The sequence below is a fragment of the Paenalcaligenes sp. Me131 genome, assembly GCF_050487225.1.
GTDB lineage: Bacteria > Pseudomonadota > Gammaproteobacteria > Burkholderiales > Burkholderiaceae_B > Paenalcaligenes.
On record NZ_JBKQGY010000002.1, the window covers coordinates 371,540 to 397,263 of the forward strand.

The window sequence follows — 25,724 nt, forward strand, 5'->3', positions numbered from 1 at the left end:
GAGCACTTAATCCATCACTTCCCTGCTCTTCCATACGCCACCGTAATTGGTGGCATTTTTATGTTCTAAGGAAACGAATCATGCGCTACCACAAAATGAAAGCCTGCCCTGAGTCAGGTCACTACCTAATGGAATCTACCTTGTTATCCGAAGCTGATATTTTAACCATGGCTAATCAGCTCTCACGCAAACGTCTGAGTAAGGGACGTACCCTTGAAGACCCAAGCACCGTTAAAACGTATCTACAAAACCTACTTCAAGATTACGAACATGAGGTGTTTGCAGTCTTACTCTTGGATATCAAACACAAGGTCATTGGCTTTGAAGAAGTATTCAGAGGTTCCTTAGCCAAGGCAACCGTCTACCCCAGAGAGATCGTCAAACTAGCTTTAGCGCACAACGCTGCTGCAATCATCTGCACACACAACCACCCATCTGGTGATCCACTACCCAGCCAATCTGACCTTACGCTAACCAAACACTTGCGTAATGCCTTGGATTTAGTCGATGTGAGATTGCTCGACCACATTGTCGTCGGCACAAAAGGATGCATCTCATTAGCTGAACAAGGACATCTGTAAGTGAGATTGAATCATGTGGATGCTACTGATACCCCTCTTCGTCGTGATGTTCAGCTTTATTATTTCTGCGGGCATACAAGCACTGTGGACGCAGTTAACGGGCCAGCATGATCGTAAGTAATCCATGCCATCAAAAGCCTGTTTACGGACTGCCTTTGATGGCGACTTACTCTGTCTTTCAGATAAACAGTTAGTAGGTGTAGATCAGCAAGAATGCTTCCTACTTGTTAAAACGATACTCCCTGGGCCTACCCAGGCCGGTTACTCTAGGTTTGTATAGTCCTTGCCTATACGATCGGTAGGTCTTGCTTGCTACGTCATGGATCGCCAACTGCGTGCCACTATCATCTTTTACTAAGTAGTCAGCACACATCATTAAGGCCATTCGCTTATGAATATCGTGGTACTCGATCATGCCAACCCCAACCCATCTATACCTACCTTTATTCATATTAGCGCTGTAAAAGTCACCTAACCCCTTCACAATCGTTTCTGTCCAGTACCGACCTATGGCCAGTGCAAGTAGATAGTCGTTTTTTATTTTTTGTCCATTGAAGAAAAATAGCACGTGGTAGTGCCATTTTCTGTCTTGACCATACTCCAGCTTCGCTGCGTAGGTGATGTAGTACTCAAACAAACGATTGAATCGTAAGTTGTTTCTCAAGCGCGTAAACGCTTGGTTCATGTAGTCGTATGTATTAATCTCTGCGTATTCACTCTTTAGGTAGAAGTCCACACGGACTACTAACAGTTTTGAGTAGTCGTTGAAGAGCTGGTTGATCAGGCCATGAAGTCTACGTTGGTTGAAACGATTAACGGATAATCGACGGTTGATAGTGGTTACATGCATGCCTATGTCCTTAAGTGTAAATTTAGGAATAGGTCTTAAATGAAGAGAGTCAAGGTGGGTGTGTTGGGCACACCCTTACTGCTCATCGTACTTTTCTCTTTAATAACATCTAAAACCTAAAATCATAGACCCGAGTGCAGCAATACATGGCAGTCAAAAATACAAAAATGGTCTAGCGCGTCCTGACAGTCATAAATTTTTTTTGCTACACACTTAGGCCTATAGCATTGATGAACACGTGTAAAAAAACACCAAAAACCAACCATGAGCTTCACGTGCAAAAAGAGCTGCCCGAAGACAGCTCTTTGTCGTGTTGAATAGAACCTGTCCGTTACGCTTTTCTCTTAGCGACGAGACTCCTCGATACGCAGTTGTAACCACAGTTCTACTTCGCTTTTTAGCCATAGAGACTTACGCCCAAATTTGATGGGCTTTGGGAACCGTCCTTCTTGAATCAACTTATAGAACCACTTGTCTGAGAGGGTCGTTAACGCCGTCATGAACTTCATATCTACAAACTGATCACTGAGTAGCTCTACTTTTACGTGAGTATTAGATGCGCCTGTTGCATAGGCTAATGTTGTGGTGGCCATGTGATGTGCTCCTGTCTTTGGCAAGGCAGAAGTTCATGCAAACGGAGGTGTCTGCACTACTTCCACATCATGAGCAGCCGCAGTTAAAAAAAACAAACACTTCCCCACACACGCTTCTCCAAAGAGAAAGGGCTTACAAAATATAGCTACAACCTCTACGACACAGCTTTAAATTGGTGTTATTCAAAATACGTTCCTTATAAACATACAAAAAAACATCATTTTTCATTCAATAACGAGACATGTTTAGTACACTACACTTTCGATATCTACTCAAAATACCACGTAGTGGTTACTCATCATGAAATATAAAAAACACAAGCTTGAGTGCCTTAATACTTCAGATCTTAGGGTTTTGAATTTTTTTCTACGTGCCGTAGTTGCGTATGATTTTAATGATGTTATTCTTTATGACAGACCCCATTACCCAGAAACACCTTACTCAGACAGGGATGAAGTTAAAAAGATAATCACAACTTCCATCCCTTTCAACACCCCACAAGAGCAGCTAGAGAGACTAAGCCACAAACTCACACACTTAGCACGCGAAAACATCCTGCCTTATGAACAGTTCCTATGGTTAAAGGACAGCCCACAGGCTTGTGCATATTGCTGGTTGTATCTACAGAACAAAAGTTTTTCCTTTCTCTCATGGCAATACGGGCAGAGTGGCTACTCCTATACCCCCCCAATCTCCCACGAGGAAAGACTTCAAAACATCATTGACTATTTCGATTACACATATATCAACACCTCTGCTTTGTACACAAAAAAGCAAGAAGCATTGAATACTATTAAGCAAAGCTGGATAGCAGCACAAGAGACAACGCTCAAAATTAAGTTTCTAGACGAGAAACAAGGTGATCCAATCACTTGGCTCTGGAACTACATTGAAGAATATAATGCGGCGTTCGACACACCGTCCATCAACTCGATCCCACTTCCCTCCCCCTCTAGCACACTACCTGAAAAGAAGTTAAACATTGTGGCCTCATTACATCTTTGGAGAGCAGCCAAGGATAGTAAGACGCTTTTCTTCCAACGAGTCAATCGTGCTTGGAGTCAGCGAAAAACGCGTCACTCACGAGAGCACATGAAAGCAATCAACACGTACATTCATCGCATAACAAAAGAGAAACTGGATCGACTTGTAAAGTTAAATCGCGTCAATATGAGTGAGATGCTCGAAAGACTAATAGAAGATCAGTATGAAGCACAGCGATCGACAATTGAGGAGAAATACGGGAAGTGACCATCTCAACGAGACTACAGATTGGATAACCCCGCTGATATCAGCAACACCACCAACCAACTGGTGAGTATATTGGTGAGCACAACACCAAAAAATCAGACAAAAACAATACAAACCTATGATTATAAATAGATTATATTCATCAATACTCATTCAGGCGCAATACGAGCTGATTATCTGATACAAATAGTAGCTCCAAATAGAGGGAGAACTTTTGGTAAGGGTGGTGCTCCTAAGAGAGGCCGATAAAGCCGCAACACAAAAACGACACTTCTAACAAGCACAAACCACTGTTGGTACATATGTTGGTATAAATTATAAAAAAATTATATTTATGTTTATTATCAAAAACTTATAATTAAATTTGAGTCCGGCCCCGGCACCAAGAATACTAAAAAAGACCGCTTTTTAAGCGGTCTTTTTTTTCGTCTGTAGCATTATCTTTCAGGTTTCTGTGGCAGCTTCAAAAGCCCACTAAAGACAACATAGCGCTAGACCCTCTCAGGTAAACTGCACGAAGCCCCGCATTGCACGCTTCACAAAAACGCACCTAAAAATGTCGTATGCCTCTTGGCGGGCCACGATGGGTTTCAACTAACGCGACACTCCAGTGACCCACCTGCCTCTGGATCACATAATCACGCTGCACTGGTTTAACCGGTGTGCTGTTGTAGATTCCCCAAGCAAAGATAAGCGGTGCTACCACGAGAAGGAGTATCACCAGTGTGCGTCCCAGACGTGAGCGCGTAGGTGGCTGAACTGGTGAAGCAGGATCAGGTTTGGCCTTTTTGTGCTTTTCCACCCAACGCGGTAACGCAAAAACTAGAACAGTGCTGGTCACACACAGCCAGCCCAGCCACGCTACTACACCGATGCTCCAACCCCAACCCCACTGGCATAGAGCCAACGCCATAGCAAGTAGCAACCAACCAGCACTGCGCCACAGCCAACGCTCACGCCTGCTCGGAATGCGTCCCAGCAATAATTCTCCAGGGCGCTCGCTGGCTAAGGCCAGCAGCACGAAGCCCGCTAGACTGACCGAGAATACTGCCGCGCTCAGCCATACAATATCGCCTTGCATCATACTCCTCCCGCAGCATTCGGTAGCAGCCAGCACAATAAGGCAATCACGGCAGTAGGCACCACCATGCCCAACCAAGCGCGCACATGACTGCGGGTAGTAAACACCCAAATCACCGCCACCGTGTACCAGACAAAGCCCAGCATGGTGGAAGCCAGCACCGCTTGGGCACGAGGCAGCGGCCAGATCAGTGCCAGCAACACCGTGATAGCCGAGGCCAACGCGTAACCGCCGATAGCAGCAGCCACTACACGCGAAGCCACCTCCCAACGATAACGTCGGGACAAACCGGAAGCACTCATGCCTGTCCCCCTCGCTCTGTGTAGGGCTTTTCAATGTGTAGTCGCCCCTTGGATGCAGCTTCGGCCGCTACGTCAGAAGCCGACACTAACGATAAGGGCTTGGCCACAGGGGCCTCTGCCTTTAACGTGGCTTGAGCCACAATCTCTACCACCTGCCATTTGTGCCGCAATTTGAAAGCGATGTACGCAAACACTGCTGCCAGCGCTAACATGGTCAAGTCAACGCCAGCCAACCCCCAATCACTAGAGGGCACCGTGACACCCAGATGCTTATCGGTGGTAAACAGATTAAGCAGCGGAATCAAAGCATAGGCGGCAATCGTGACATACAACAACTCCAACCATGCCTGTTTGAGCGGACGTATGCAGGCATACAGCAGCGCCATAAACCAAACAAGAAACAATGCATTCAACTCCCAGGCCGCACGATTCATCATACTGACCGGCAATAATCGGTTAGCCCAGAAGCAAGCCGCCACGCCCAGAGGTACGCCCACCAGCGTTCCCGCATTGAGCACCTCCACCAAACGCAGTCCACTCGCATTCAGACGCGCTGTAAATGAATCCCCGCCTTGCTTGGTTATATGCCTCTGGTGTTGGGTGCGACGCTTGACCGTCCACATCACCAGCCCTGTACCGATCACAGCACACCCCAACAGACCCGAAAGAAAGTACAGCCAGCGCAAGCCCCAGTTGGCGAAATTACCCTCATGCAGAGCTAATAGCGTGTTCTGCGTGCGCAGCGTCGCATTACTGCCCTCATCAAACGGCAGCGACGCTCCATCAATAGCGCTGAAACGCTGCACATTCGAATCGTCGTAATTGATGCCCAAAGCACCAACTCGCCGCACCTCTATATAAGGAGTCTTGCCTTTAGGGTGCATGATCTGTAAAGACGCAACCCTACCCAAGCGCCCATCTGCCTCGACCCGCTGCACCAGTTCAAACACAGGTACGGACGGCAGAGTCACAGCCTCATAATCCGGTCTGCTGCCATGCAGCTCATCTACATAACTCTGGCGCTGCATATCGGAGCTACCATAGAGCACATCGCGTCCAGCCGGCAGATAATGAAAGGCAAAGAACACCAATCCTGAGTAAGTAATCATCAAGAAAAACGGCAAAGACATCACGCTAACTACGTTATGTGCATCCAGCCATGAACGCTGGCCTTTGCCGGGCCTAAAGGTGAAGAAATCCGTGAAGATTTTTTTGTGGGTAATCACGCCTGTTACCACGGCTAAGAGCATCAGCATGGTGCAGATTCCAACAATCTTGGCTCCAGTACTAGCAGGCATGTAACGCAGTACATAGTGCATGCGGTACAGCCCCCTTCCCCCCGCCGTAGCGCGCGGTTCTGCCTCTTGTTGAAATGCACCAGTAACGGGATCAAGCTTCTCACTGCCGCTTACGCCAAAGTCATCTCCCACAGGCGGCATACTTTCCCAGGCTATAGATAGGCCTAGCTCGCCCCGAGGCTCAAACCCGTAATGCGGCAGCGTTACCGTCCAGGATTTGGCATCCGGAGCGACCACTTGCAATCGCTCCAACGCCATACTGAGCATTCTTTGATCATCCCGATCCACTTTAGAAGATAGCGGCCGTTCGGGCTGCATCCAGCGGGTGATTTCATCATCAACGTAACCTGCCGTGCCGGTTACGAAAACAAAGAACAAAACCCAACCGGTGATCAAACCGGTCCAGGTATGCAGCCATGCGCTACATTGACGCAGAGAGTCTTTCATTCGTATCTACAACTGTGAACAGAAACGGAGCCTTCACTCACCACCGGTATGAAACAGACCCGATAATCCGCCGTCCTTCCCCGTAGAAGCAGGCAGACTGGCACACGGCTACGTATTTTTTATCGGCAATATTGTTCGCGTTCAATGCGAAGCGCCAAGGGCCTTTTTCATAGCTGATCATTGCGTCGAAAATAGTGAATGCGGGAACCATTCCGTCACCGTACAGAAACTTGGTGCTGCCAAAGTAACGCATCCCTAGACCTGCTTTCAGCCCAGGTAACCCCAAGTCACCAAAACGGTAATCACCCCACAGTGAGAACTGGTGATAGGGCACCTGCCCCATACGCTCACCTTCCTCTTCGGGATAGAGCGGACTCGCTTTGGTAGTACGCGCATCTGTGTAGGCATAAGCAACGATCACATTGATATTACGGCTAAGCTCACCTCGCGCCTCCAACTCAATGCCTCTGGAACGCACTTCGCCAAGTTGTACGTCGTAGCTAGAATCCACAGGATCCGTCACGGCTAAATTTTGACGCTTCAGTTGATACACCGCAGCAGACAACGTGAAATTGTAATCGTCGGGTTGATAGCGAATACCTACTTCGTACTGCTCACCGGTAACTGGCTTAAATCTATCGCCGGTACGATCCGCACCGTTCAGGGGCTCGAAAGACTCGCTATAGCTGAAAAATGGTGCTACACCGTTGTCAAACAAATAGACCAAGCCCGCCCGCCCGGTAAAGGCGCTGTCTGTTTCATCAGTCTTTGTGGTGCTAATCGTTGACTCACTTTTAAGATCAACCGTGTCGTATCGACCACCAAGCAATAAGACCAGCCTATCGTCAATCTTCATCTGATCTTGAACATAGAAACCCAAACGATGGGTTCGGTTTGTATCTGTGCCGTCTGTACGTAAGATTTCACCTACAGGTATAGAGTAATCGGGCGTGAAGTAGTCAAATGGTTGGGCACTCCGTCGATCGCGCGTGGTGACATGCTTCATTCGCGAATAATCAACACCAACGATGGCGGTGTGTTTGATCATTCCTTCGCCTAGTTTGAACTGCAGCGACGTATCCGCAACGATCGCTTGGGAATCGTCCGTCCTATCATAGGCGTAGCGGACGGCAGAGGTGCGTCCGTCCGCGCTCAAGTTATAGGTCAACGTCTGCGGGATATCGCCGTGAAAATCATAATATCGGACGTTCTGACGCAGCGTGATCTGGTCAGTAAAGGCATGTTCAAATAAATAGCCGACGGTATAACGCTCCGACTCATATTTGTCGTACCCAGGCGTGCCCGTGTAGCGATTTCTTGGAATGCGACCATACTTTGAACTATAGACCGTGGCCTGCGCTGGAAGACCAAGATTTTCTGCTGTCTTATCCTTCTGATAGTCGGCCAAGAGGGTGAGTGAGGTTCTTTCGCTTGGACGCCAAGCCAGGCCACCGGCAAGGAATGTACGGTTATCATCGATATGGTCGATAAAAGTTTTGCTGTCCCGCTGCAAAAAAGTCGCTCGATACGAAAACTCGCCATCCTCTGTCAACGACCCACCGAAATCACCTGATACTTGCTTACGGTCGAATGAACCATATTCAACATTAAGCTCACCCAGACTTTCTGTCGTAGGTCGTTTCGTCACTGTATTGATAATGCCACCCGGCCCGGAAGCACCATAAAGTACAGATGACGCCCCTTTTAATAGCTCAATACGCTCTAGGCCGTACGGCTCCTGTTGACCGTTATATATGTTCACCGTGTATTTGGTTCCGTCTCGATACAAGCTACCGGTATATGCACTCGCCTCAAAACCACGAACGACCATCTCGTCAGCGACCTTAATCGGGCCAACTTTGCTGCCTACCCCCGCGACATACCCAAGCGCCTCGACCAGCGTTTGTGCCTTGGTCGTTTCTATCTCCTCTGCGCCAACGATTGTGATCGACTGCGGCGTTTCAATAATGGGCGTATCAGTCTTTGTGGCCGTGACCGATCGTGTGGCCGCGTAGCCTCTCAACGGCCCGGTGGCAGTCTCAGAGGAGCCGGTTACGGTTACTGGTGCTAATTGTGCTGTGTCACCCGAAGCATGGCGCGAAAGCGTCACACTATTACCTTGTAGTGAATACTCGATCCCTGTGCCGCGTAACAACTGCTGCAAGGCTTGTTCCGGTGTCACATTGCCTGAAACAGCCGGTGCCGAAAGACCGTTGACCAAGTCTTGTGGATAAAAAATCTGCAATGAGGTCTGTTTTCCCAGTTGCAGCAGCGCCTGCCCAAGAGCCTGCGCCGGAATGCTGATCTGTTCCACTGCATCCTGAGCCCTCACATCAAGCGGCGCAACGCCAAAAACCAAAGCAATGGAGACTGACAATACTCCCAGCGTATGGACACGAGTGTGTCGCGCTGCGTTGCGTTGTGCCTTCATATTCACGTTCTGATATTCCCATTCAAAAGAGACTAGCCGCCATCACATCATTGCTGTCGTTAGCCAAAACTGTGCGGGATACGGTACTTGCGAGTGCAAGACTCCGTCCCCTTACTAAGACAGACGGATGTCAGAGCAAATCACCACAATGAAAATGAGAATTATTTTTTAATAGCATCGTAAATAGGTGGACACAGGCACTCATCTACCTGCCTAGAGAAGCCTATTTCTACTTTCTAAAAAGTGCTATGGACGACGCGTTTAGCGTGCCACGATACGGATGCGACCGTCTGTCAATCTATAGACCTGTACCGGCGCAATCGCGGGCAAAGCCGAGATCATGGCATCCGGATCATTGACATTAAAAACACCCGCAACGCGGTAGTCCCGCAACTGCGGTGCGTCTAGCCGGGCTGACTGCGGCAGATAGCGATTCATCTCGGCCACAACGCGCTCCAGAGGTGCGTTGTCAAAAACGATCTTGCCTTCGAGCCAAGCCGTTATGTTCTCGACCTGAACTTGCTCTACCTTGGAGGCCCCATCTCGTCCGATGGCGACGTATTGACCACCTTTAAGCTGCTGTTTATCACGAGACCACCACTCGCCCGATGTGACGGCTACCGATCCGGACTCTACACTGACACTGACCTCATCATGCTCATATAAAACATCGAACCGCGTTCCTGTTACTTCCACTTCGGTATTGCCCGCTTGCACGATGAACGGCCTTTGCACATCCGACTCAACCACAGAGAACACTTCGCCGGAGATCAGTTCGATCACCCGCTGCCGCTCATAAAACGCCACATCGATACGCGTATTAACATTTAACATCAGCCTTGAGCCATCTGGCAGCGCGACCTCACGTCTTTCCCCCTGACTGGTAGCGATGCTTGCACGATACAGCGCCTCTCCATGCAATAGGTTTGGCAGCGCCACCGCTGCTACGACACCTGCCGCACAGACAGTCGCCAACCCCAGCCCAAACTGTCGTCGAGTAAACACACGGCGTTTTGAAGGTTTCTGATCGGGCTTAGCTAAGATGGCTCGCAGTCGCTCCTGCGGAAGTTGACTAGACGCATCCCAGAAAAACTCCACGCTACGATACAGGCGCTCATGTTCGGGATCTTCCTGACGCCACGTCTGGCAGGCCTCGACCTCGTCCGGCGTCGCGTCTCCCGAGCGTATCCTGGTAAACCAGTGCACCGCCCGTTCACGCAGTTCAGAAGCATTCAGATTGTCAGGAGTCATATATTGCCCTACGAGGCTCGATTTCGCATATAGCGTTTTATACCCTCTTATTTATACAGACGTTCATCAACAATGTCTGCCTCAGTCAATAGGGAGAGAATTTCTGTAGATTTTCATGAATATGCAAAAGCGCCTTATTCATATGCTTTTCGACCATGCTGCGCGATATACCCATATCTGCGGCAATCTCGGCATGCGTCCATCCTTCTAAGCGATGCCGGATATAGACCTTTTGACATTGCAGCGGTAACTCTTCAAGAGCGGTCATCAAGGCATCCATGAGTTCACCTGTATAGACGGACGATTGCGCATCGTCCACCTTAGGGTGCTCATCGTCGTCTAATTCATCTAGGCAGCGCATATCCAGCACACTGCGTTTGCGATAAATATCCACCAAAGCGTTAGAGGCACTACGCGCTAAATACCTGCGCGAATCCTTGATGGTTCCGAGACCGTTTTCCAGCATGCTGAGCATGGCCTCTTGAACGGCATCCTCGCCATCACCCTGCTTCTTCCTACGCCACGCCGCGACTAGCTCGCTGTAATGAGCGAGCCAACCTTTTTTGGAAGCAGATGAGCGTGACATCGAGAAATGTAGAATAGTCCAGCGTATGAAACGCTCATATATTAACAATAATTCTCATTTCGATGTAGATTACCGACCAGGATTGCACGTCAACTCATTACGCGGTCTTTTTTCCGTCTAAAATCTTGTACTACCACTGGTGCTGACACCCGCCCCCTACAGGCGGGTTTATCTATTTCAGAAAGCCTTAGAAACTACCAAACATCGTACCTAGGGCAATAACCACTACCAAGGCCATCATCGGCCAGACCATCGTCACCATCGCAATATTGGCGTAGGACTGGCGATGATTCAATCTACAAATAGACAGCAAGGTAATAATGGCACCGCAATGCGGCAAGGTGTCTAAGCCACCAGCCGACATCACCGCCACACGGTGCAGTAACTCGGGACTAATACCTGCAGCATGCGCCATCTCTAGATAGGTAGACCCCAATGTCTGCAATGCAATACTTAAGCCGCCTGATGACGAGCCCGTAATACCGGCAAGCGTCGTCATAGCAATCGCCTCAGAAACCAGCGGATTGCCAGGGGTAACGTTTAAAACAAAATCGCGAATAATCACAAACCCTGTCAGGCTGGCAATCACCGCACCATACCCTACCTCAGAGGCGGTATTAAACAAAGGCAACATAAAGCCAAATACACCTTTGTTTACGCTTTCGCGCAAGTTATGCCAACGCCCTAGACGCATCAACACAAGGCTGGCATTGGCAACCACTAATGCAATAATCAGCGCCCACAACCCCACGGCATTTTTTGGGTTAACGCTAGGGAATTTTTCTATCATGGCACTGAAGTCATGCCCTGGGAATATGCCATACGTAAACAAGGCATTCACGCCAATCACCAGAAACAGGGGTAGCAAGGCCAAGGCAATTGGCATGATGGTTAGCCCCTCGTTTTCCTCGTCATCGGCATCTACCGCATCTTCAGGATGCTCTCCGTACCCCTCTTGTGCTGCCGCCGCTTTTCTCGCCCGGCTTTGTAACCACCACAACCCACCCGCAGCCATAATAATAGAGCCAATAATACCTAGCCCAGGCGCAGCAAAAACGTTAGTACCATAATAAGGAATAGGCAGTGCATTCTGAATAGAAGGCGTGCCCGGCAAGGCGGTCATCGTGAAGGTGAAAGAGCCTAGGGCGATACTGGCAGGCACCAGTCTCTTAGGAATATCCGCCGCTCTGAACAAGTCTTTGGCAATAGGGTAAATCGCAAACGCGACCACAAATAATGACACCCCACCATAGGTAAGTATCGCGCATGCCGCAACCACGGTTGCAATAGCATGTTTGTGACCCAAGCGACGCACTAGATACTGAGCAATGCTATTTGCCGCACCTGAGTCCGCCATGAGCTGGCCAAATAATGCACCGAGTAAGAAAATCGGCAGAAATGACAGCACATAATGACTCAGCGCTGTCATAAACGTATTCGTATAGATGGGCAACAAGAACCCTACATCACCCGACAGCAAAACAGCCAGAGCTGCCATCACTGGTGCAAGCAACAACACTGTTATGCCACGGTAAGCCAAGTACATCAGCAAAAGCAGCGACAATAAAATAGCAAGGGTACTTCCCATAGACGTGAACTCCAGCTAATGAGTAAAAGAGGTTGTGCCCACAAGGTATATCAGATCGCGTTTACCTTTGTCCTGCTTAGAGACAAACTCTTATCGTTTTTCTGGCCTTATAGTGGGCGATGGAAGCCATACAGGGTCGTCGTCCCTAAATATTGGCATCCCTCAAGCTAACACCAACACACAATACATTGCCGCGCTCATGCCAATGCCCTACTGACACGCGTACCATTCCCCTTCCGTTAGCACCTGATCTCAGCACTACCTCAGCAAAATCAGCTAAGCTTGGCTCGCTTCGCTATTTTTATCCGTAAGGCTTTTTCACATGACCGCTTCCGCATCTACACCTCTACCCACCGTTCGCATTGCTCTGGAATGGTATTTAAACCCCGACCACCTACCTCTGCTGCACGCACAAGCAGAAGCACGTCGCGACGGCGCTCTGAATATTGAGCTAGTCGTGCCAGATGATCATTACGATGGTTTTGCTGCGCTGGCCGAGGGCGAGGTAGAAGCGGTAGTCAACGAGCCGCTACACCTGATTGAAAAGCACGAAGAAGAGGTTGCCCTGCAATCACTAGGTACGTTTTTCCACACTGATGGTGGTGTGCTGATTACCCATGCCGCTCAAGCTACATTAAAAGCTGGCGGTGCTATTCGCGTTGCCTCGCCCGTATCCAACCCCGTGACTGACGGCTTGTGCCAGAACATTTTGATAGGCTGGATGCGCAAGCAATCCATCACCGTTAAGCCAGAACAAATCTCGGTATACGAAGCCGGTTTTGACCACATCGATAATCTGCAAAAAGGCGCGGATGCCGCGTGGCTAGCCTTTGCCAACATTGAAGGCGTGCATGCCAAGCTGTTGGGTCTACCCCTTGATCTGTGCCGCACCAGCGATGGTGATGTACCTGGGTTTTCTGCGTTGGAACTCATTGTGGATCGTAATGCTAACGCCACCACCAAAGACAACCTACAAACGCTAGTTCATTATTTGGATAAAGCCGTCGTAGCCCTTAAAGCTGACCCTAAAGCTGCACTAGAGCTGTGGTACAGCGCCAGTGGCGAAGCACCGTCAGACCTAACGCACGCAATGGTAGACGACACACTAACCCGTTTTGTCGCTCCCGTTAAGGCCGATGCCGCACGTTGGCAGCCTATTTGGGACTACATGCGCACCCACGGTTCTGATGTTGTAGATGCCCCCACTTTTGCGGAAATCTTCGGCTAAATTCGCTCTCGCTATATACCAACATAAGCCGCGGAAGGCTTATGTTGGTTACCCTTCAGCTAAACAGTACCAATTGCTCTGAGGTACACTATTGGCTATAAAAATCATGGCTTAGGCCACTATAGTCAGGCATTTTTCATGCCTAGTTCACCTTCCTCCACAGTACAAAATGAGCAATTTTTCCGCCATCAATGAGTTTATCGCCGCACGTGAATACTGGCCCGGCGACCAAGCAGCTCATCACCACTACATCCTCACCCTATTTGGGCTGTATGGTCGCCCAGCGGGAAAGCCCATTCCAGTATCGGCCATTGTGCGTTTGTTATCCGAGTTAGGCTCTGAGCCATCTAGCATTCGCTCCTCGATTTCTAGGCTCAAAAAACGTGGTGTACTCACCAGCAAACGCAGCAAAACCGGTAGCAGCTACGCCTTGGCAGAAAGCCTTGAGCTGCACATGCAAGCGGGTGATAGTAGGATTTTCTCCCCCGTTTCGGCCAGCATTGGTGACCCATGGTTGCTGGTGTCATTTTCTGTGCCAGAAAGCGAGCGCAAAAACCGCCATATTATCCGCTCAGGCCTAACCAAAATGGGGTTTGGTTCAGTGTCAGCAGGCTTATATATTGGCCCTGCCCGCTTGCAAAAAGAGGCCTCGGAATACATACAGGAATACCAACTCTGGGCTTACGTAGACTTCTTTGTCTGTGAGGTCAGCGGCATCATGGATGCCCAGCAAAAAGTCAGCCAATGGTGGGACTTGCACAGTTTAGCGACGGAGTACGCCAATTTTGTAGGATTGTATGAGCCCGTGCTAAAAAAATGGCAGCATCACTTTTTACAGGGCCGCACAGAAACCGCACAAAGTGCGTTTGCTGACTATGTACCCATGGTCACGCAATGGCGTAGATTGCCATTTTTAGACCCCGGCCTTCCCGCCGAGCTACTGCCCGAAAACTGGGTAGGCATTAAAGCCAGCAAGCTCTTTAACGACTTGCATCGTATGCTCAAACCCCTGTCTGAACAATACGTCTTAATGGCGTTTGAGAACCCATAAAAAAACGCCCCATGCTGTCACACATGGGGCATTTTCTTTGGCTACCGCCTTACCATTTGTAGTTCAGGTTCACCATGCCGCTCATACCGTAAGTCGCGCCGGAGCCCTGCTCACGAATAAAGCGTGCTGACATCATTGTGCTGTTGCTTAGCTCAGCATCCAACCCCACCTGAATCTCACCCGCATTACGAGCATCTTTAGCTTGGAAACGGTTATCGCCTACCGCAATGGCTGGATCTCTGAAACGGTGAATCCATGCCAGCTCCATGAATGGCCTTACAGCCAAATCCAAGCTACCAGGGACCGCTTCAAAACGCACACCTAAACGGGACTGCACCGTATTTTTATGCTGTGCACCATAGTTAGTACCCTGTACTTCGCCATCATCACCCGACAAACGGCTATAGATTAACTGTGCTTTAGGTGTAATCAGCAGAGTACTTTCTGGCGCATACTTCAAGCCATAACCCGCTTCAGCAACCACCTGCCACAATTCATTATTGTGTCGCATAGTGCCTAACTCACCCGACAACTTGCCACGATAATGGGTAAATTGCAGCACGCCATCGACAAACCAACCTTCGCGCGTTACCGCGTTGTCTTGGTACGTCGCATAAGCACCAACGTTGTAGCCCGTACGTTTGTCTTTAGCACGCAAGGTAGCGCGTTTAGAGATGTCGCCAGGATTGATAAACTCGCTGGTGGATTTAGCCTCTATATGGCCCATACCTGCCATCAAACCGGTACGCAACTCGCTAGTTTCGAAGTGTTTGCCCCATACATCGCCACCAAACTGGAACATACTGCTGGTGACTTTAGCGTCCACTTCGTCGTAATGCTTAAAGCCCATTTTCTTGTCGGTACGCACCACGGCACGCCCCCAGACTTTGCGCTCACCCGCGGCCAAGCCTTGCTGGTTAATTTCACGCTCGTGGAAACTGTGCGTAAACAAACTCAGCGATGCTCGATGCGCTGCCAAGTAGGCTGGCCCCTCGGGGGACAAGTTCTCGTGATCGTCTTCTGGTTCGGGATCCGTCCCTGGCCCTGGCCCTGGACCGGGACCTGGATCAGGCGGTACGTTTACCGCTGAACGCAAATACCATTGGTGTTTGTTCGTGCCGTCTTTATCTTCACCCACTAAGCTGTACTCAAAACCATTGGCCGAAATGGTTTCCGTGCTGGGTCTATAACCACTGGATTGCGCACTCAGTGTGAACGCATCCTCAGGGATAATGGCCCCTGCACCACCTAATACCAGTGGAATACCTTGAGTCGTTTTACCGCCAGGGCCACGCACGTTCAGAATATGCAGCTCGGTTGTACCCGTCACGCTACCGTTATCGCCAATCAGCAAACGATCAGAACCCGAGCCATCACCTTCCAAATACACGCTCATGGCCAAGTGGCCACCACCCTCATACTCATTCACACGCAGGGTTTTGAAGTTCTCGGTCAGATCGGGTTGGAACAATAGGTAGCCATCTTTATTCACCACTTTGTCTACTTCAGACGAACGCGTCATCAACCAAGTACTGTTATTTTGCAGCGCAATCGTGCCTACGCTGCTAGCGTCATCGTTGTCTACACCACCAACCCATCGGCTTTTATCGTCCAGCACAAACGAGCTGATTGCTGCACCATCACGCAACTGCACATTGCCCACTAATGTGGAGTTTTTACTGGTCAAACTCGAGCTCGTCAGGCTAGTTTCTGCACCATCCAACGTAAACAGCTGGCGACCACGAATATCACTGTCGGTAATGGTTAGGTCTACACCTACGTTCGTGGCTCGCAGCGCGCTTGCCTTGGCCGACTGTATAGACACACCGTCCATAGTCCGCGCCCAGTTTGCCCCCGTGTTGGTGGCATTACTTAGTCGGATACCATCAGCGTTTTCACCTTCGGTACGGATATTCAGCGTTTCAAAGGTGAACAAGGGATCATCACGCAAATACACCCCTACTGCGCCATTGCCTTGGGTGACGATATTCGTGGTGCCTTTCATATCCAGCTTAGGCGTACCTATATCAAAACCGTCCACCATATACACACCGTGGGAGCTCGCCCCTTCGGTCAGGATGTTCACGTTTTCTGTGTTGGCGGCCACGTCTAATACCGCACCACCACGCGTCAGCACATATACCCCTACCGCTCCACCCGCTTGGGTATGGATGGTGATATCTTTACCATGAAATGCCGCCTGATCTACGCCAGGCGTACCCGCCCATGCAGGGTTGCCTTCTACGTATACCCCGTGTGCAGCCACACCATTTTTAGCCGTAGTGATGTTGAGGCGTTCAGCAACAATCTCGCCTTGGCGCATGTCTATACCAGCTCTACCCACATCAAGAGTCACATCTTCTAGTCGGACTGTCGCGTTATCCACAACCCATACGCCAATCGCCGTCTTGCCCTTAGCAGCACCTACGTCTTTCACATTAACCTTTTTAAGGGTTAAATCGTCGCCTGCTCTATCTACTTTAAAAATCTGACCGCCATTCGCACCATCAAGCTGCACGGTGCTATTGGTGAGTGACATCGTACTGCCACCTACCTGTATCCCCATCGAGCCCGGCCCACTGGTGTTGCTACCTTTAATAGATTCATCACCTATATAAATATCGCTATCGCTGATAGCCACGGAAGCGCCTGTAGCACCCCACAAGCCACCTGAATACGAGCGCAGTACGGAGTTATCTATAGTGACCGTACTGCCAGAGCCCACACCACCAAACCCGCCTGCCGTGGTAAACGTGACATCAGTCAGTGCCAAGCTGCTGTCTCTACCTAGATTCAGCGCATTTTTAGACTGGGACGGATTATGCGTAAATGTGCTACCAGTCACCACCAACTGCGCATTCGTGTCCACAGTCACAAGGCTATTACCCTCGCCATAGACAGTTCCGCCCTGAATGTCCGCCTTGCCACCATTTCCTATACGCATGGCCGGTGCCTTGGCGTCATGGCTCACCACATCCGTATCTTTCATACGCAACTGGCTATTACTACCCGTCAGGTTAATCGCACCTTGCGAGGCCACACCATTCGTTTGCGTGACATTGACCGTCGTGTTGGTCAAATCAACCGTGGCATTGGACGCTGAACTGCCTATGCCATAGACACGTTCGCCCTCAGCACTGATACGCGACCCGTTAGCGGTAAAAGTCTGCCCAGCCCCTAACGTCACCGCGCCACCCGTATTCGTACCTTTGAAGATCACCTGATCATCGGCCCCTATACTGGCTGGACCACCTGCTGCACCTAAGGTCAAGTTAATGCTTTCGTATACCTCAGCCATCGCCGAAGCCGAAGCGGCGGTCAACACCACGCCACCCAGCAAACTGACCATAATGGGGTTAAGTACAAACCTCATAAGTCCTCCTCAGACTTGACCATACTGTTTATGACATCGCTCTGTTTTTATTCGTAAACCAATATAAAACATCTGTTTTATATTTATGCAGAAATTCAAAAACAATAGAAAAAGCAACAACTTTTAACGCGCTAGAGAAAACAACTTGCCTATATAACTACCTTAAGCTAAGCAGCCGTCTTTTCCGCAATAGAAAAATGGCCGCTATTACAGCGGCCATTTTTTGTACACCTGCTTATTTTAAACTTGGTATATCAGGTATTCCCTCTACCATTCTTTGGTACATTTCGTCATCCATTTTCAGAAATGTGTATTTTTCACCTGGTTTAACAAAACGAATGGCTAAGGGCTTGTTGCCATCCATATACAGGGTGGTCTCATAATGATCCGTTTCCTGTATATCTTCTTCTACTTCAGGCTGCCCCTTCTCTATGGTTTTTCGTTTGACAGCATGTGACGTAAAGATATTGTCTTTTTCGTTAAATTCCCACGAGTAGTATTCACTGTACCTAGACTCTGGTTTTCCATCCTTTTCATCGATGGTCAGAAAGTTTAGCCCCACATGATTAGGCGTTAGCACCACTACGTAGAGAAAGTCTATAGGATCATCATCGGCAACCGCCCAAGCACCGTATAGATCCTTGGTCTTAATGCTCTTTGCAACCGTTGCATCGGCGACTTTTGTGTTATTCGCACTGCCCAGAGATGATGTCAGTGAAGTTAGCGAACCACACGATGCCAGCATGACACTTGCTACCACAGCCAGTAGACTTTTTTTCAATAACGTCATTCCCCTCTCCGCTTTTAAATTTCCTTTGAGCCCTTAACAGCCCTAGCTAAGGATAGAGCTATTACAATCACGCTTAATCACAACATTGCAACCAAAAGCAACAATAACCATCATAAAAACCACTCCAATCAACATGACTGCCATGACCCAATACAGATGCACAATCAGAGAAACATAACCGTTATTTAACATACGGCTATAGTCATTTATTGGTAATCTCCCGCTCCCTAGTAACTTATGGTTTCGGATTTAATAACTATGACTATCTCATTATTGATGTCATGAATAACACCCATCATGTGACGCATAAAAACTATGATGTATTTTGATTGGTAGTTTTACTGATTAACTACAGCACACCCAATCCATCCCCTATCAATCCCACTGCCTCATTCAATCTTTTTGTGTCTACGTTATTAAGCCTTGGCGCTAAGGCTATAACTTCCCTTTCCCGGTCGTAATAGCCTCGATCACATAATCCACAAAACACGCAATACGTGAAGCCAATGCGGTATTACGGTAATACACCGCATTAATAGCTCGACGCATATCTAACGACTCATCCGGAAACAATACGACCAACCTGCCACGCTGAACATCTTCACTGGTCATGAAGTCCGATAGGCTAACAATGCCTTCGCCAGCCAAAGCAAGCTGGCGCAGAGTTTCACCGCTAGACGACATCATGGTGGGACGGATTTGCAGCAGCTCGCCATCGGCACCATTTAATGGCCATTGATTTAATGTTTCCGGGCTAGAGAAGCCTAACAGTCGATGTGATTGTAAATCGGAGGGGTGTCGTGGGTTACCCATCTCGGCCAAATACGCAGGACTTGCCAACATACGTAGGCGACTACTGCCTACAGGGCGTGCGTGTAAGGTGGAATCACGCAACTGCCCTATTCGAAACGCCACATCAGTGCGTTTTTCCAGCAAATCGGTGATGCCATCGTTACTATTTAGTTCTAGCTCCACCTGTGGAAAACGCTCTCTAAAGCCTTTTACCAAGGGCACAATCACATGCAGCATAAAGGGGGTTGCCGCATCCACGCGCAACCGCCCTGCTGGCTGACGACGCCGCGCTGCGACGTGCTCTTCAGCTTCCACTACCGATGCCAAGATAGAGCGCGCGTGCTTTAAAAACGCTTCGCCTTCTTCTGTGAGTTCTAAGCGTCTGGTGGTACGGCGCAGCAAAGTAGTTTGCAGTTTGTCTTCTAAACGCCCTAGCGATCGACTGGTTGCCGAAATCGTCAGACCCAAACGCTCAGAAGCAGCAGTAATAGACCCCGCATCCACCACCGCCGCAAAAGCTTGAAGCTCGTCCAGCGTGACTTTCATATTTGATTTTTATTCAAAAGAGATTTACAGATACCTAGCTTAATCTACAAATATGAAGCTGGCAAAATGCTCTACATACGATGACCAAACACGCTGCGACAGCGTCAGGTTCATCCTCTTACTAGACTAAGGAGCTAGAGCATGACTATCCCTTCTTTTGGTGTTGGCACGTTTAGATTAAGCGGCCAAACCGTTATAGATTCTGTACACAATGCCTTAGATGTGGGCTACCGCGCCATTGATACCGCGCAAATTTACGGCAATGAAACCGAGGTAGGACAAGCCATAGAGGAAAGCGGCATTGCGCGCGCTGACCTCTTTGTCACCACCAAAATCTGGACCGACAACTACGCTAAAGACAAGCTAATCCCTAGCCTGCTCGAGAGCCTAAATAAGCTACGCACTGACTATGTAGACCTCACCTTAATTCACTGGCCAGCCCCAAATAACGGTGTACCGTTGCCTGAGTTTATGGAGGCCTTGGCCGAGGCTAAGGCTCAGGGACTAACACGTCAGATTGGTATCTCGAACTTCAATATTGCACTGACCCAACAGGCCATAGACGTAGTAGGTAAAGGTCAAATCGCAACCAACCAAATCGAGCTTAGCCCCTATTTGCAAAACCGAACGCTGACAGCCTTTTTGAAAGAGCAAGGCATTACGGTGACCTCATACATGACGTTAGCCTACGGCAAAGTGCTGACAGACCCCGTATTGGCAGAAATCGCCAACAAACACCGCGCTACTGTTGCCCAAGTGGCTCTGGCATGGGCCTTGCAACTGGGCTATGCCGTGATCCCGTCATCTACCAAACGCGAAAACCTATGCAGCAACCTGCTAGCTAAAGAGCTGGCTTTGGATGCTGAAGATATGGCACGTATTGCCACTTTAGAACGCAATGGTCGTGAAGTGAGCCCTAAAAGCTTAGCCCCCGAATGGGACTAATCACACTCTCACACCACACACTGGATGTTTTGTTATGACTGCTGTAACCGCTCCACTATTCACCCCCTACTCGTTGGGTGATTTGTCGCTACCTAACCGTATTGTCATGCCACCTATGACACGGTCTCGCTCAAGCCAGCCGGGCGATGTGCCTAACGACCTGATGGCCACTTACTATGCGCAACGTGCTAGTGCCGGCTTGATTGTGAGTGAGGGCACATGGATTGCCCCGCTAGGCAAAGGCTATGCTTGGACACCGGGCATTGTGACCAATGAGCAAATTGCAGGCTGGCGCAAAGTTACCGATGCCGTTCATGCCGCAGGCGGACGCATCTTTGCACAGCTTTGGCACGTAGGCCGTTTAAGCCACAGCAGTTTATTGGGTGGCCAACAAGCTGTGTCGTCCTCTACGCTGCAAGCCACTGGCGTCAATGTTTACATCGTAGAAGCCGATGGTTCCCCGGGTTTTGCTCAAGCCTCTGCACCGCGCGCCTTAAGCGCTGAAGAAATTCACGACATCGTAGGGCAATACCATCAGGCAGCCCGCAATGCGATGGCAGCGGGTTTTGATGGTGTGGAACTGCACGCTGCCAACGGTTATTTGGTGAATCAATTTATTGATTCCAACGCCAATATGCGTACCGATGAATATGGTGGCTCATTAGAAAACCGCCTGCGCTTTCTAAAAGAGGTCAGCCAAACTTTGGTAGATGCGGTGGGCGATGCTAATCGCGTAGGTATACGCTTAGCACCCTTGACCACCTTAAATGGGTGTTCCGATGCCGACCCAGAAACCACCTACGTGGCTGCCGCTGCACTACTAGACCAAATAGGCGTGGGCTACATACACATAGCCGAAGCCGATTGGGAAGACGCGCCGTACATGCCTGTAGAGTTCAAACAGCGCCTACGTGACGCCTACAAAGGTTGCTTTATCTATGCCGGCAACTACACCGCTGAACGCGCCAATGCAGCATTAGAACAAGGCTGGGCTGACTTAATTGGCTTTGGTCGCTCATTTATCGCCAACCCTGATTTGCCCGAACGTTTGCGCCTTGGCGCTCCCCTAAACGAGCCTAAGCGTGAATCATTTTTTGGGGGCGATGCAACTGGTCTCACCGACTACCCTACACTCGCGGAAGTCGCTGCACTGTAACCCCTATAACGACATCAGGCCGTCGCTACACAGCATCAAACGGCCTGATAGAACGACTTTTTACTTAAGGAGACCACACATGAATTTAGGTATTTCCGGACGCTGGGCCATTGTCTGCGCTGCCAGCCAAGGTTTGGGCAAAGGCTGCGCCGAGGCGCTGGCAAACGAAGGCGTGAATCTGGTGATTAATGCCCGTACGGCTGACACCCTAGAACACACCGCCACTGAACTACGCACCCGCTTTCCCGCTGTAGAAGTGCGTACTGTTGTCGGTGATGTATCACAAGAGCCCGTTCAAGCCGCCTTGCTTGCCGCCGCACCACAGGTGGATATTTTGGTGAATAACGCTGGTGGCCCGCCCCCTGGGGATTTCCGCGACTGGGATCGCAACGACTGGCTTAAAGCCTTAGATGCCAACATGCTCACCCCCATCGCGCTGATGAAAGCTGTGGTGGATGGCATGGCTGAACGCGGCTTTGGTCGTGTGGTGAACATTACCTCTGGCGCGGTTAAAGCCCCCATTGATATTTTGGGCTTATCCAACGGAGCACGCAGCGGGTTAACAGGGTTTGTTGCGGGCGTCGCCAGACAACAGCGTTTAGCGGGCAACAACGTCACCGTGAACAATTTGCTACCGGGTGCTTTTGATACCGCCAGACTGCAAAAAAACCTGCAAATTGTAAGCCAAACACAAGGCAGCTTAGAAAGTGTGACCCAAGCCAGACGCCAATCTATTCCCGCTGCTCGCTTTGGTACACCAGAAGAGTTCGGGGCATACTGCGCCTTTTTATGTAGCCACTACGGCGGCTACATCACGGGGCAAAATCTACTGATTGATGGTGGTGCGTATCCGGGGACGTTTTAACGGCATGGTCTGTAGGCACAACCTCATGCATAGGAGGCTCCTACAGACCACTTTCCCTCACTATTTTGCGGCTACCGCAAAAGGCGGAGCGATAGGATTTGGTGGTGATGAGCGTAAAAACACCGCCAACAACAACGCGACTATGCTCGTCCAAAACACAAAGTTATAACCAGCAATATGGGCCAACACATGCGACTCTCGCGTTATAACACTGGCTATGTGTGACACTCCCGCCGTAGCACGCTCCATCACAATCGGATCTCCATTTTGCACAGCACTGCGCAAAGCCGTGTAACTGCTGTCACCCGTCATACGCAGCCATGTTGTCATAATGGTGCCAGACACCACAGGAGTCATAACCCTTGCTATTGGCACATAAACCCCTAACGCCACCCCATGCACCGGGTTCAGGTTAGTCACAAAAGCGGCGATTAAACCCACTAGCATCACGTTTTCGCCTAGTGATTGCAAAATCAATGTGCTCACGAACTGATCCACTCGCCAATCATGGCTGATATGAGTCCCCAACCACGCCGTAGCCGCAATGATGATCAACCCACTGACAATCATCAGCCTTGGTTCTACACGTCTAGCCAGATACACGGTAAAGGGCGTAGAGGCGAAATAGGCCAGAAAGGCTATCCATGTCGCCGTACTGGTTTGCATGGGTTTTAAGCCCCCCATCTGTGTCAAAAAACTAGGAACCAGCAAAGAGGTGGGTGTCATTACTATCCCAAACAAGCAGGCCAGCAGCATGCAGAGGCAGATATTGCGATTACCAAAGGCCAGCAAATGACCAAACGCGTTTTTCTTGACCACAGCCCTAATCACCGCTGAACCAAACAGCAACGCACCACCTGCAATGGTTGAGACCACCAAACCAGAATCCCACCAGCCTAAGCGCTCTGCTGACTCCATCCCCACAAACACCATGACTAAACCAAGGCACAGTAATGCCATTCCTGCCCAATCCGCCTGACGCAAACCTTCTTTATCCACAGGCGTTAACGGCATGGCTTTCCATGCCAACCAGGCAATCATGGGGGCCATTATCGCTGCAGCCCAGTACACCCAATGCCAACTGATCTCTTCTACTAAGAAAGCAGAAACCCCCATGCCGCCATCCATGCCGGTGGACACGCGTAAGCTGTAAGCCGCCATCACAATTAACCAAAACCGGGGTTGTACGCTGCGCAATGCAAGTGAAATAGTCAGCGGCAAATACACTCCTAAGCACAGCCCTATCACAGCATGCAGCCCTAACAACATGGGGTAGTGATGCATAAAAAGCGGGACGCTAACAGCCGCGACACCAAGTATCACACTGGGTATCACCACCACTCTTGTCGCGCCTACCACCGTTGCAAACCACGGAGCTAACGGCATAGAGATGAGCTGTGCCCCATTTAATGCCGTGCCCAACCACGCTGCCTCTAGCACGTCCAATCCAAACTGCCCACGCAAATCAGGCAATGCGGACGAAAACAACCTACCTTGTACCGTCGTCAAAACCGCACCGAGAAAAATCGCAACCACCGTCAACAATGGACGCGACTGTGTGGCATTGGCAAAGAGTTTAGTAAGCCCCCTCATGGTTATACCTCGTCAGGCTTCACAACATAGTGTGCCGTTTGAGTAGACGACAACAGCTCACTACTCGTATCAATACTGACCGTTACTGACATACCTGAGCGTAACTGCTGCACCGCCTCTTGCTCAGGCTCCAGATCAATACGCACCGGAATGCGCTGCACCACTTTAGTGAAATTGCCCGAAGCATTATCCGCTGGTAACAAGGCCGACTCTGCACCACTCATCGGCGCAATATCACTCACTCTGCCTTGCAACAACTGCCCAGGTAAGCCATCTACCGACACGCTAACTCGCTGCCCCGGTTGAACTCGGGCCAGTTGTGTTTCTTTATAGTTAGCGACTATATGTGGCTGCACACTAGGCACAATAGACACAATATGCGTACCTTTTGCCACCAAACTGCCCTGCTGCACCTGTCGCTTATTCAGTACCCCATCAAAAGGCGCCACAATTTGGGTATATGACATATCACGATGGGCCACCCCCAAAGAAGCCTGCGCTGCGGCTAACTCTGCCTGGCGTAATCGACGTTGTCCCTCTAGCACATCTAGCGACTTCATCGCTAAATCAACCTTGGCCAACATGGCATCACGCGTACTACTGGCGTACTCAAGTTCTGCCTGCGCACTTTCGTATTGTTGCCTGGATAATGCTCCTTCACGCACCAACTGCGCTTGCCTTGCCGGGTTAGTGCGGTGCTGGCGTACACGTACTTCTGCCGCCTCAACATTAGCGCGCGCTTCATGTACCACTGCCTGTTGCTGAGCTATTTCTGTATCTAAATTAGCAAGGCTCGCGTTAGCTTTATCGTAGCGTGCTTGAGCGGCCGCAACATTCAGTTGGTAGTCGCTATCATCTATTTGAGCAATGACATCGCCAGCTTTCACCCTTTTAAAATCATCCACCGGCAATGCCGTGATATAACCCGACACATTGGCACTAAGCACCGCAAAATCGGATTTTACAAATGCGTTTTGAGTAGTTTGTATGGTGCGGTTGCTCGTCCAACTATGCCATTGTGTCGTCGCTAAAACCACGAGTATCACTATAGCCAAACACCCCAACCACGGCGCTACGCGTAATAACCACGCTTTTTTCTGTGTGCTGTTTTCTACCGTACTCATT

At 49.8% G+C, this 25,724-nt stretch carries 21 protein-coding genes; 7 read left to right on the forward strand and 14 right to left on the reverse strand.

Annotated elements, in window-relative coordinates:
* Nucleotides 1–80 precede the first annotated feature (80 nt).
* Nucleotides 81–581, forward strand: a complete 501-nt coding sequence (gene radC / locus ACLPHM_RS09865; RefSeq protein WP_430221063.1) for a RadC family protein — start codon at nucleotides 81–83, stop codon at nucleotides 579–581.
* 220 nt (nucleotides 582–801) lie between these two features.
* Here the strand turns inward: radC and ACLPHM_RS09870 are convergent, their stop codons facing one another.
* Together ACLPHM_RS09870 and ACLPHM_RS09875 are read right to left on the reverse strand one after the other, a co-directional pair.
* Nucleotides 802–1,431, reverse strand: coding sequence for a YagK/YfjJ domain-containing protein (locus tag ACLPHM_RS09870; protein WP_430221064.1), 630 nt, complete (start codon nucleotides 1,429–1,431; stop codon nucleotides 802–804).
* A gap of 344 nt (nucleotides 1,432–1,775) precedes the next feature.
* Complete coding sequence (locus ACLPHM_RS09875; RefSeq protein ID WP_430221065.1) at nucleotides 1,776–2,024, reverse strand: helix-turn-helix transcriptional regulator; 249 nt, start codon at nucleotides 2,022–2,024, stop codon at nucleotides 1,776–1,778.
* Between the two features lie 301 nt (nucleotides 2,025–2,325).
* Between ACLPHM_RS09875 and ACLPHM_RS09880 the strand changes: the two genes are divergently transcribed.
* A complete protein-coding gene (locus ACLPHM_RS09880) occupies nucleotides 2,326–3,276 on the forward strand; it encodes a hypothetical protein (protein ID WP_026484850.1) in 951 nt (316 codons plus the stop codon).
* A gap of 550 nt (nucleotides 3,277–3,826) precedes the next feature.
* On the opposite strand, the gene ACLPHM_RS09885 is transcribed toward ACLPHM_RS09880, so the two are convergent.
* The 7 genes from ACLPHM_RS09885 to ACLPHM_RS09915 form a co-directional block, all read right to left on the reverse strand.
* A complete protein-coding gene (locus ACLPHM_RS09885) occupies nucleotides 3,827–4,360 on the reverse strand; it encodes a DUF3325 domain-containing protein (RefSeq protein ID WP_430221066.1) in 534 nt (177 codons plus the stop codon).
* Nucleotides 4,357–4,659 carry a DUF3649 domain-containing protein gene (locus tag ACLPHM_RS09890; protein WP_430221067.1) on the reverse strand — a complete coding sequence of 101 codons (303 nt, stop codon included), beginning with the start codon at nucleotides 4,657–4,659 and terminating at the stop codon, nucleotides 4,357–4,359. The genes ACLPHM_RS09885 and ACLPHM_RS09890 overlap by 4 nt, the downstream gene beginning before the upstream one ends.
* The gene (locus ACLPHM_RS09895; RefSeq protein WP_430221068.1) at nucleotides 4,656–6,404 is read right to left on the reverse strand and encodes a PepSY-associated TM helix domain-containing protein; all 1,749 of its coding nucleotides are present in this window, start codon (nucleotides 6,402–6,404) and stop codon (nucleotides 4,656–4,658) included. Before ACLPHM_RS09895 ends, ACLPHM_RS09890 begins: the two co-directional genes overlap by 4 nt.
* 37 nt (nucleotides 6,405–6,441) lie before the next feature.
* Nucleotides 6,442–8,835, reverse strand: coding sequence for a TonB-dependent siderophore receptor (locus tag ACLPHM_RS09900; protein ID WP_430221069.1), 2,394 nt, complete (start codon nucleotides 8,833–8,835; stop codon nucleotides 6,442–6,444).
* Nucleotides 8,836–9,096: 261 nt separating this feature from the next.
* The gene (locus tag ACLPHM_RS09905) at nucleotides 9,097–10,086 is read right to left on the reverse strand and encodes a FecR family protein (RefSeq protein ID WP_430221070.1); all 990 of its coding nucleotides are present in this window, start codon (nucleotides 10,084–10,086) and stop codon (nucleotides 9,097–9,099) included.
* An 85-nt stretch (nucleotides 10,087–10,171) separates the two neighbouring features.
* Complete coding sequence (locus ACLPHM_RS09910) at nucleotides 10,172–10,672, reverse strand: RNA polymerase sigma factor (RefSeq protein ID WP_430221071.1); 501 nt, start codon at nucleotides 10,670–10,672, stop codon at nucleotides 10,172–10,174.
* A gap of 187 nt (nucleotides 10,673–10,859) precedes the next feature.
* Nucleotides 10,860–12,260, reverse strand: coding sequence for a GntP family permease (locus ACLPHM_RS09915; RefSeq protein WP_430221072.1), 1,401 nt, complete (start codon nucleotides 12,258–12,260; stop codon nucleotides 10,860–10,862).
* Between the two features lie 322 nt (nucleotides 12,261–12,582).
* Here ACLPHM_RS09915 and ACLPHM_RS09920 point away from each other — a divergent pair, with 322 nt between their 5' ends.
* Both ACLPHM_RS09920 and ACLPHM_RS09925 read left to right on the forward strand, forming a co-directional pair.
* Nucleotides 12,583–13,488, forward strand: coding sequence for an ABC transporter substrate-binding protein (locus ACLPHM_RS09920; protein ID WP_430221073.1), 906 nt, complete (start codon nucleotides 12,583–12,585; stop codon nucleotides 13,486–13,488).
* A gap of 169 nt (nucleotides 13,489–13,657) precedes the next feature.
* Complete coding sequence (locus ACLPHM_RS09925; protein ID WP_430221074.1) at nucleotides 13,658–14,539, forward strand: PaaX family transcriptional regulator; 882 nt, start codon at nucleotides 13,658–13,660, stop codon at nucleotides 14,537–14,539.
* A gap of 49 nt (nucleotides 14,540–14,588) precedes the next feature.
* Here the strand turns inward: ACLPHM_RS09925 and ACLPHM_RS09930 are convergent, their stop codons facing one another.
* The 3 genes from ACLPHM_RS09930 to ACLPHM_RS09940 form a co-directional block, all read right to left on the reverse strand.
* Nucleotides 14,589–17,912, reverse strand: a complete 3,324-nt coding sequence (locus ACLPHM_RS09930) for an autotransporter family protein (RefSeq protein ID WP_430221075.1) — start codon at nucleotides 17,910–17,912, stop codon at nucleotides 14,589–14,591.
* Between the two features lie 235 nt (nucleotides 17,913–18,147).
* On the reverse strand, nucleotides 18,148–18,702 hold the full coding sequence (locus ACLPHM_RS09935) for a hypothetical protein (RefSeq protein WP_430221076.1): 555 nt from the start codon (nucleotides 18,700–18,702) through the stop codon (nucleotides 18,148–18,150).
* Nucleotides 18,703–19,137: 435 nt separating this feature from the next.
* On the reverse strand, nucleotides 19,138–20,040 hold the full coding sequence (locus tag ACLPHM_RS09940; protein WP_430221077.1) for a LysR substrate-binding domain-containing protein: 903 nt from the start codon (nucleotides 20,038–20,040) through the stop codon (nucleotides 19,138–19,140).
* Between the two features lie 141 nt (nucleotides 20,041–20,181).
* Here ACLPHM_RS09940 and dkgB point away from each other — a divergent pair, with 141 nt between their 5' ends.
* From dkgB to ACLPHM_RS09955, 3 genes are all read left to right on the forward strand, one after another.
* Nucleotides 20,182–20,985, forward strand: a complete 804-nt coding sequence (gene dkgB / locus ACLPHM_RS09945; RefSeq protein ID WP_430221078.1) for a 2,5-didehydrogluconate reductase DkgB — start codon at nucleotides 20,182–20,184, stop codon at nucleotides 20,983–20,985.
* A gap of 34 nt (nucleotides 20,986–21,019) precedes the next feature.
* Complete coding sequence (locus ACLPHM_RS09950) at nucleotides 21,020–22,141, forward strand: alkene reductase (protein ID WP_430221079.1); 1,122 nt, start codon at nucleotides 21,020–21,022, stop codon at nucleotides 22,139–22,141.
* A 79-nt stretch (nucleotides 22,142–22,220) separates the two neighbouring features.
* Nucleotides 22,221–23,006, forward strand: a complete 786-nt coding sequence (locus tag ACLPHM_RS09955; protein WP_430221080.1) for an SDR family oxidoreductase — start codon at nucleotides 22,221–22,223, stop codon at nucleotides 23,004–23,006.
* Nucleotides 23,007–23,066: 60 nt separating this feature from the next.
* Here ACLPHM_RS09955 and ACLPHM_RS09960 read toward each other — a convergent pair whose 3' ends face one another.
* Nucleotides 23,067–24,599: an MFS transporter gene (locus tag ACLPHM_RS09960; protein ID WP_430221081.1), complete on the reverse strand. Its 1,533-nt coding sequence runs from the start codon at nucleotides 24,597–24,599 to the stop codon at nucleotides 23,067–23,069.
* 2 nt (nucleotides 24,600–24,601) lie between these two features.
* The gene (locus ACLPHM_RS09965; protein ID WP_430221082.1) at nucleotides 24,602–25,723 is read right to left on the reverse strand and encodes an HlyD family secretion protein; all 1,122 of its coding nucleotides are present in this window, start codon (nucleotides 25,721–25,723) and stop codon (nucleotides 24,602–24,604) included.
* Nucleotide 25,724 lies beyond the last annotated feature (1 nt).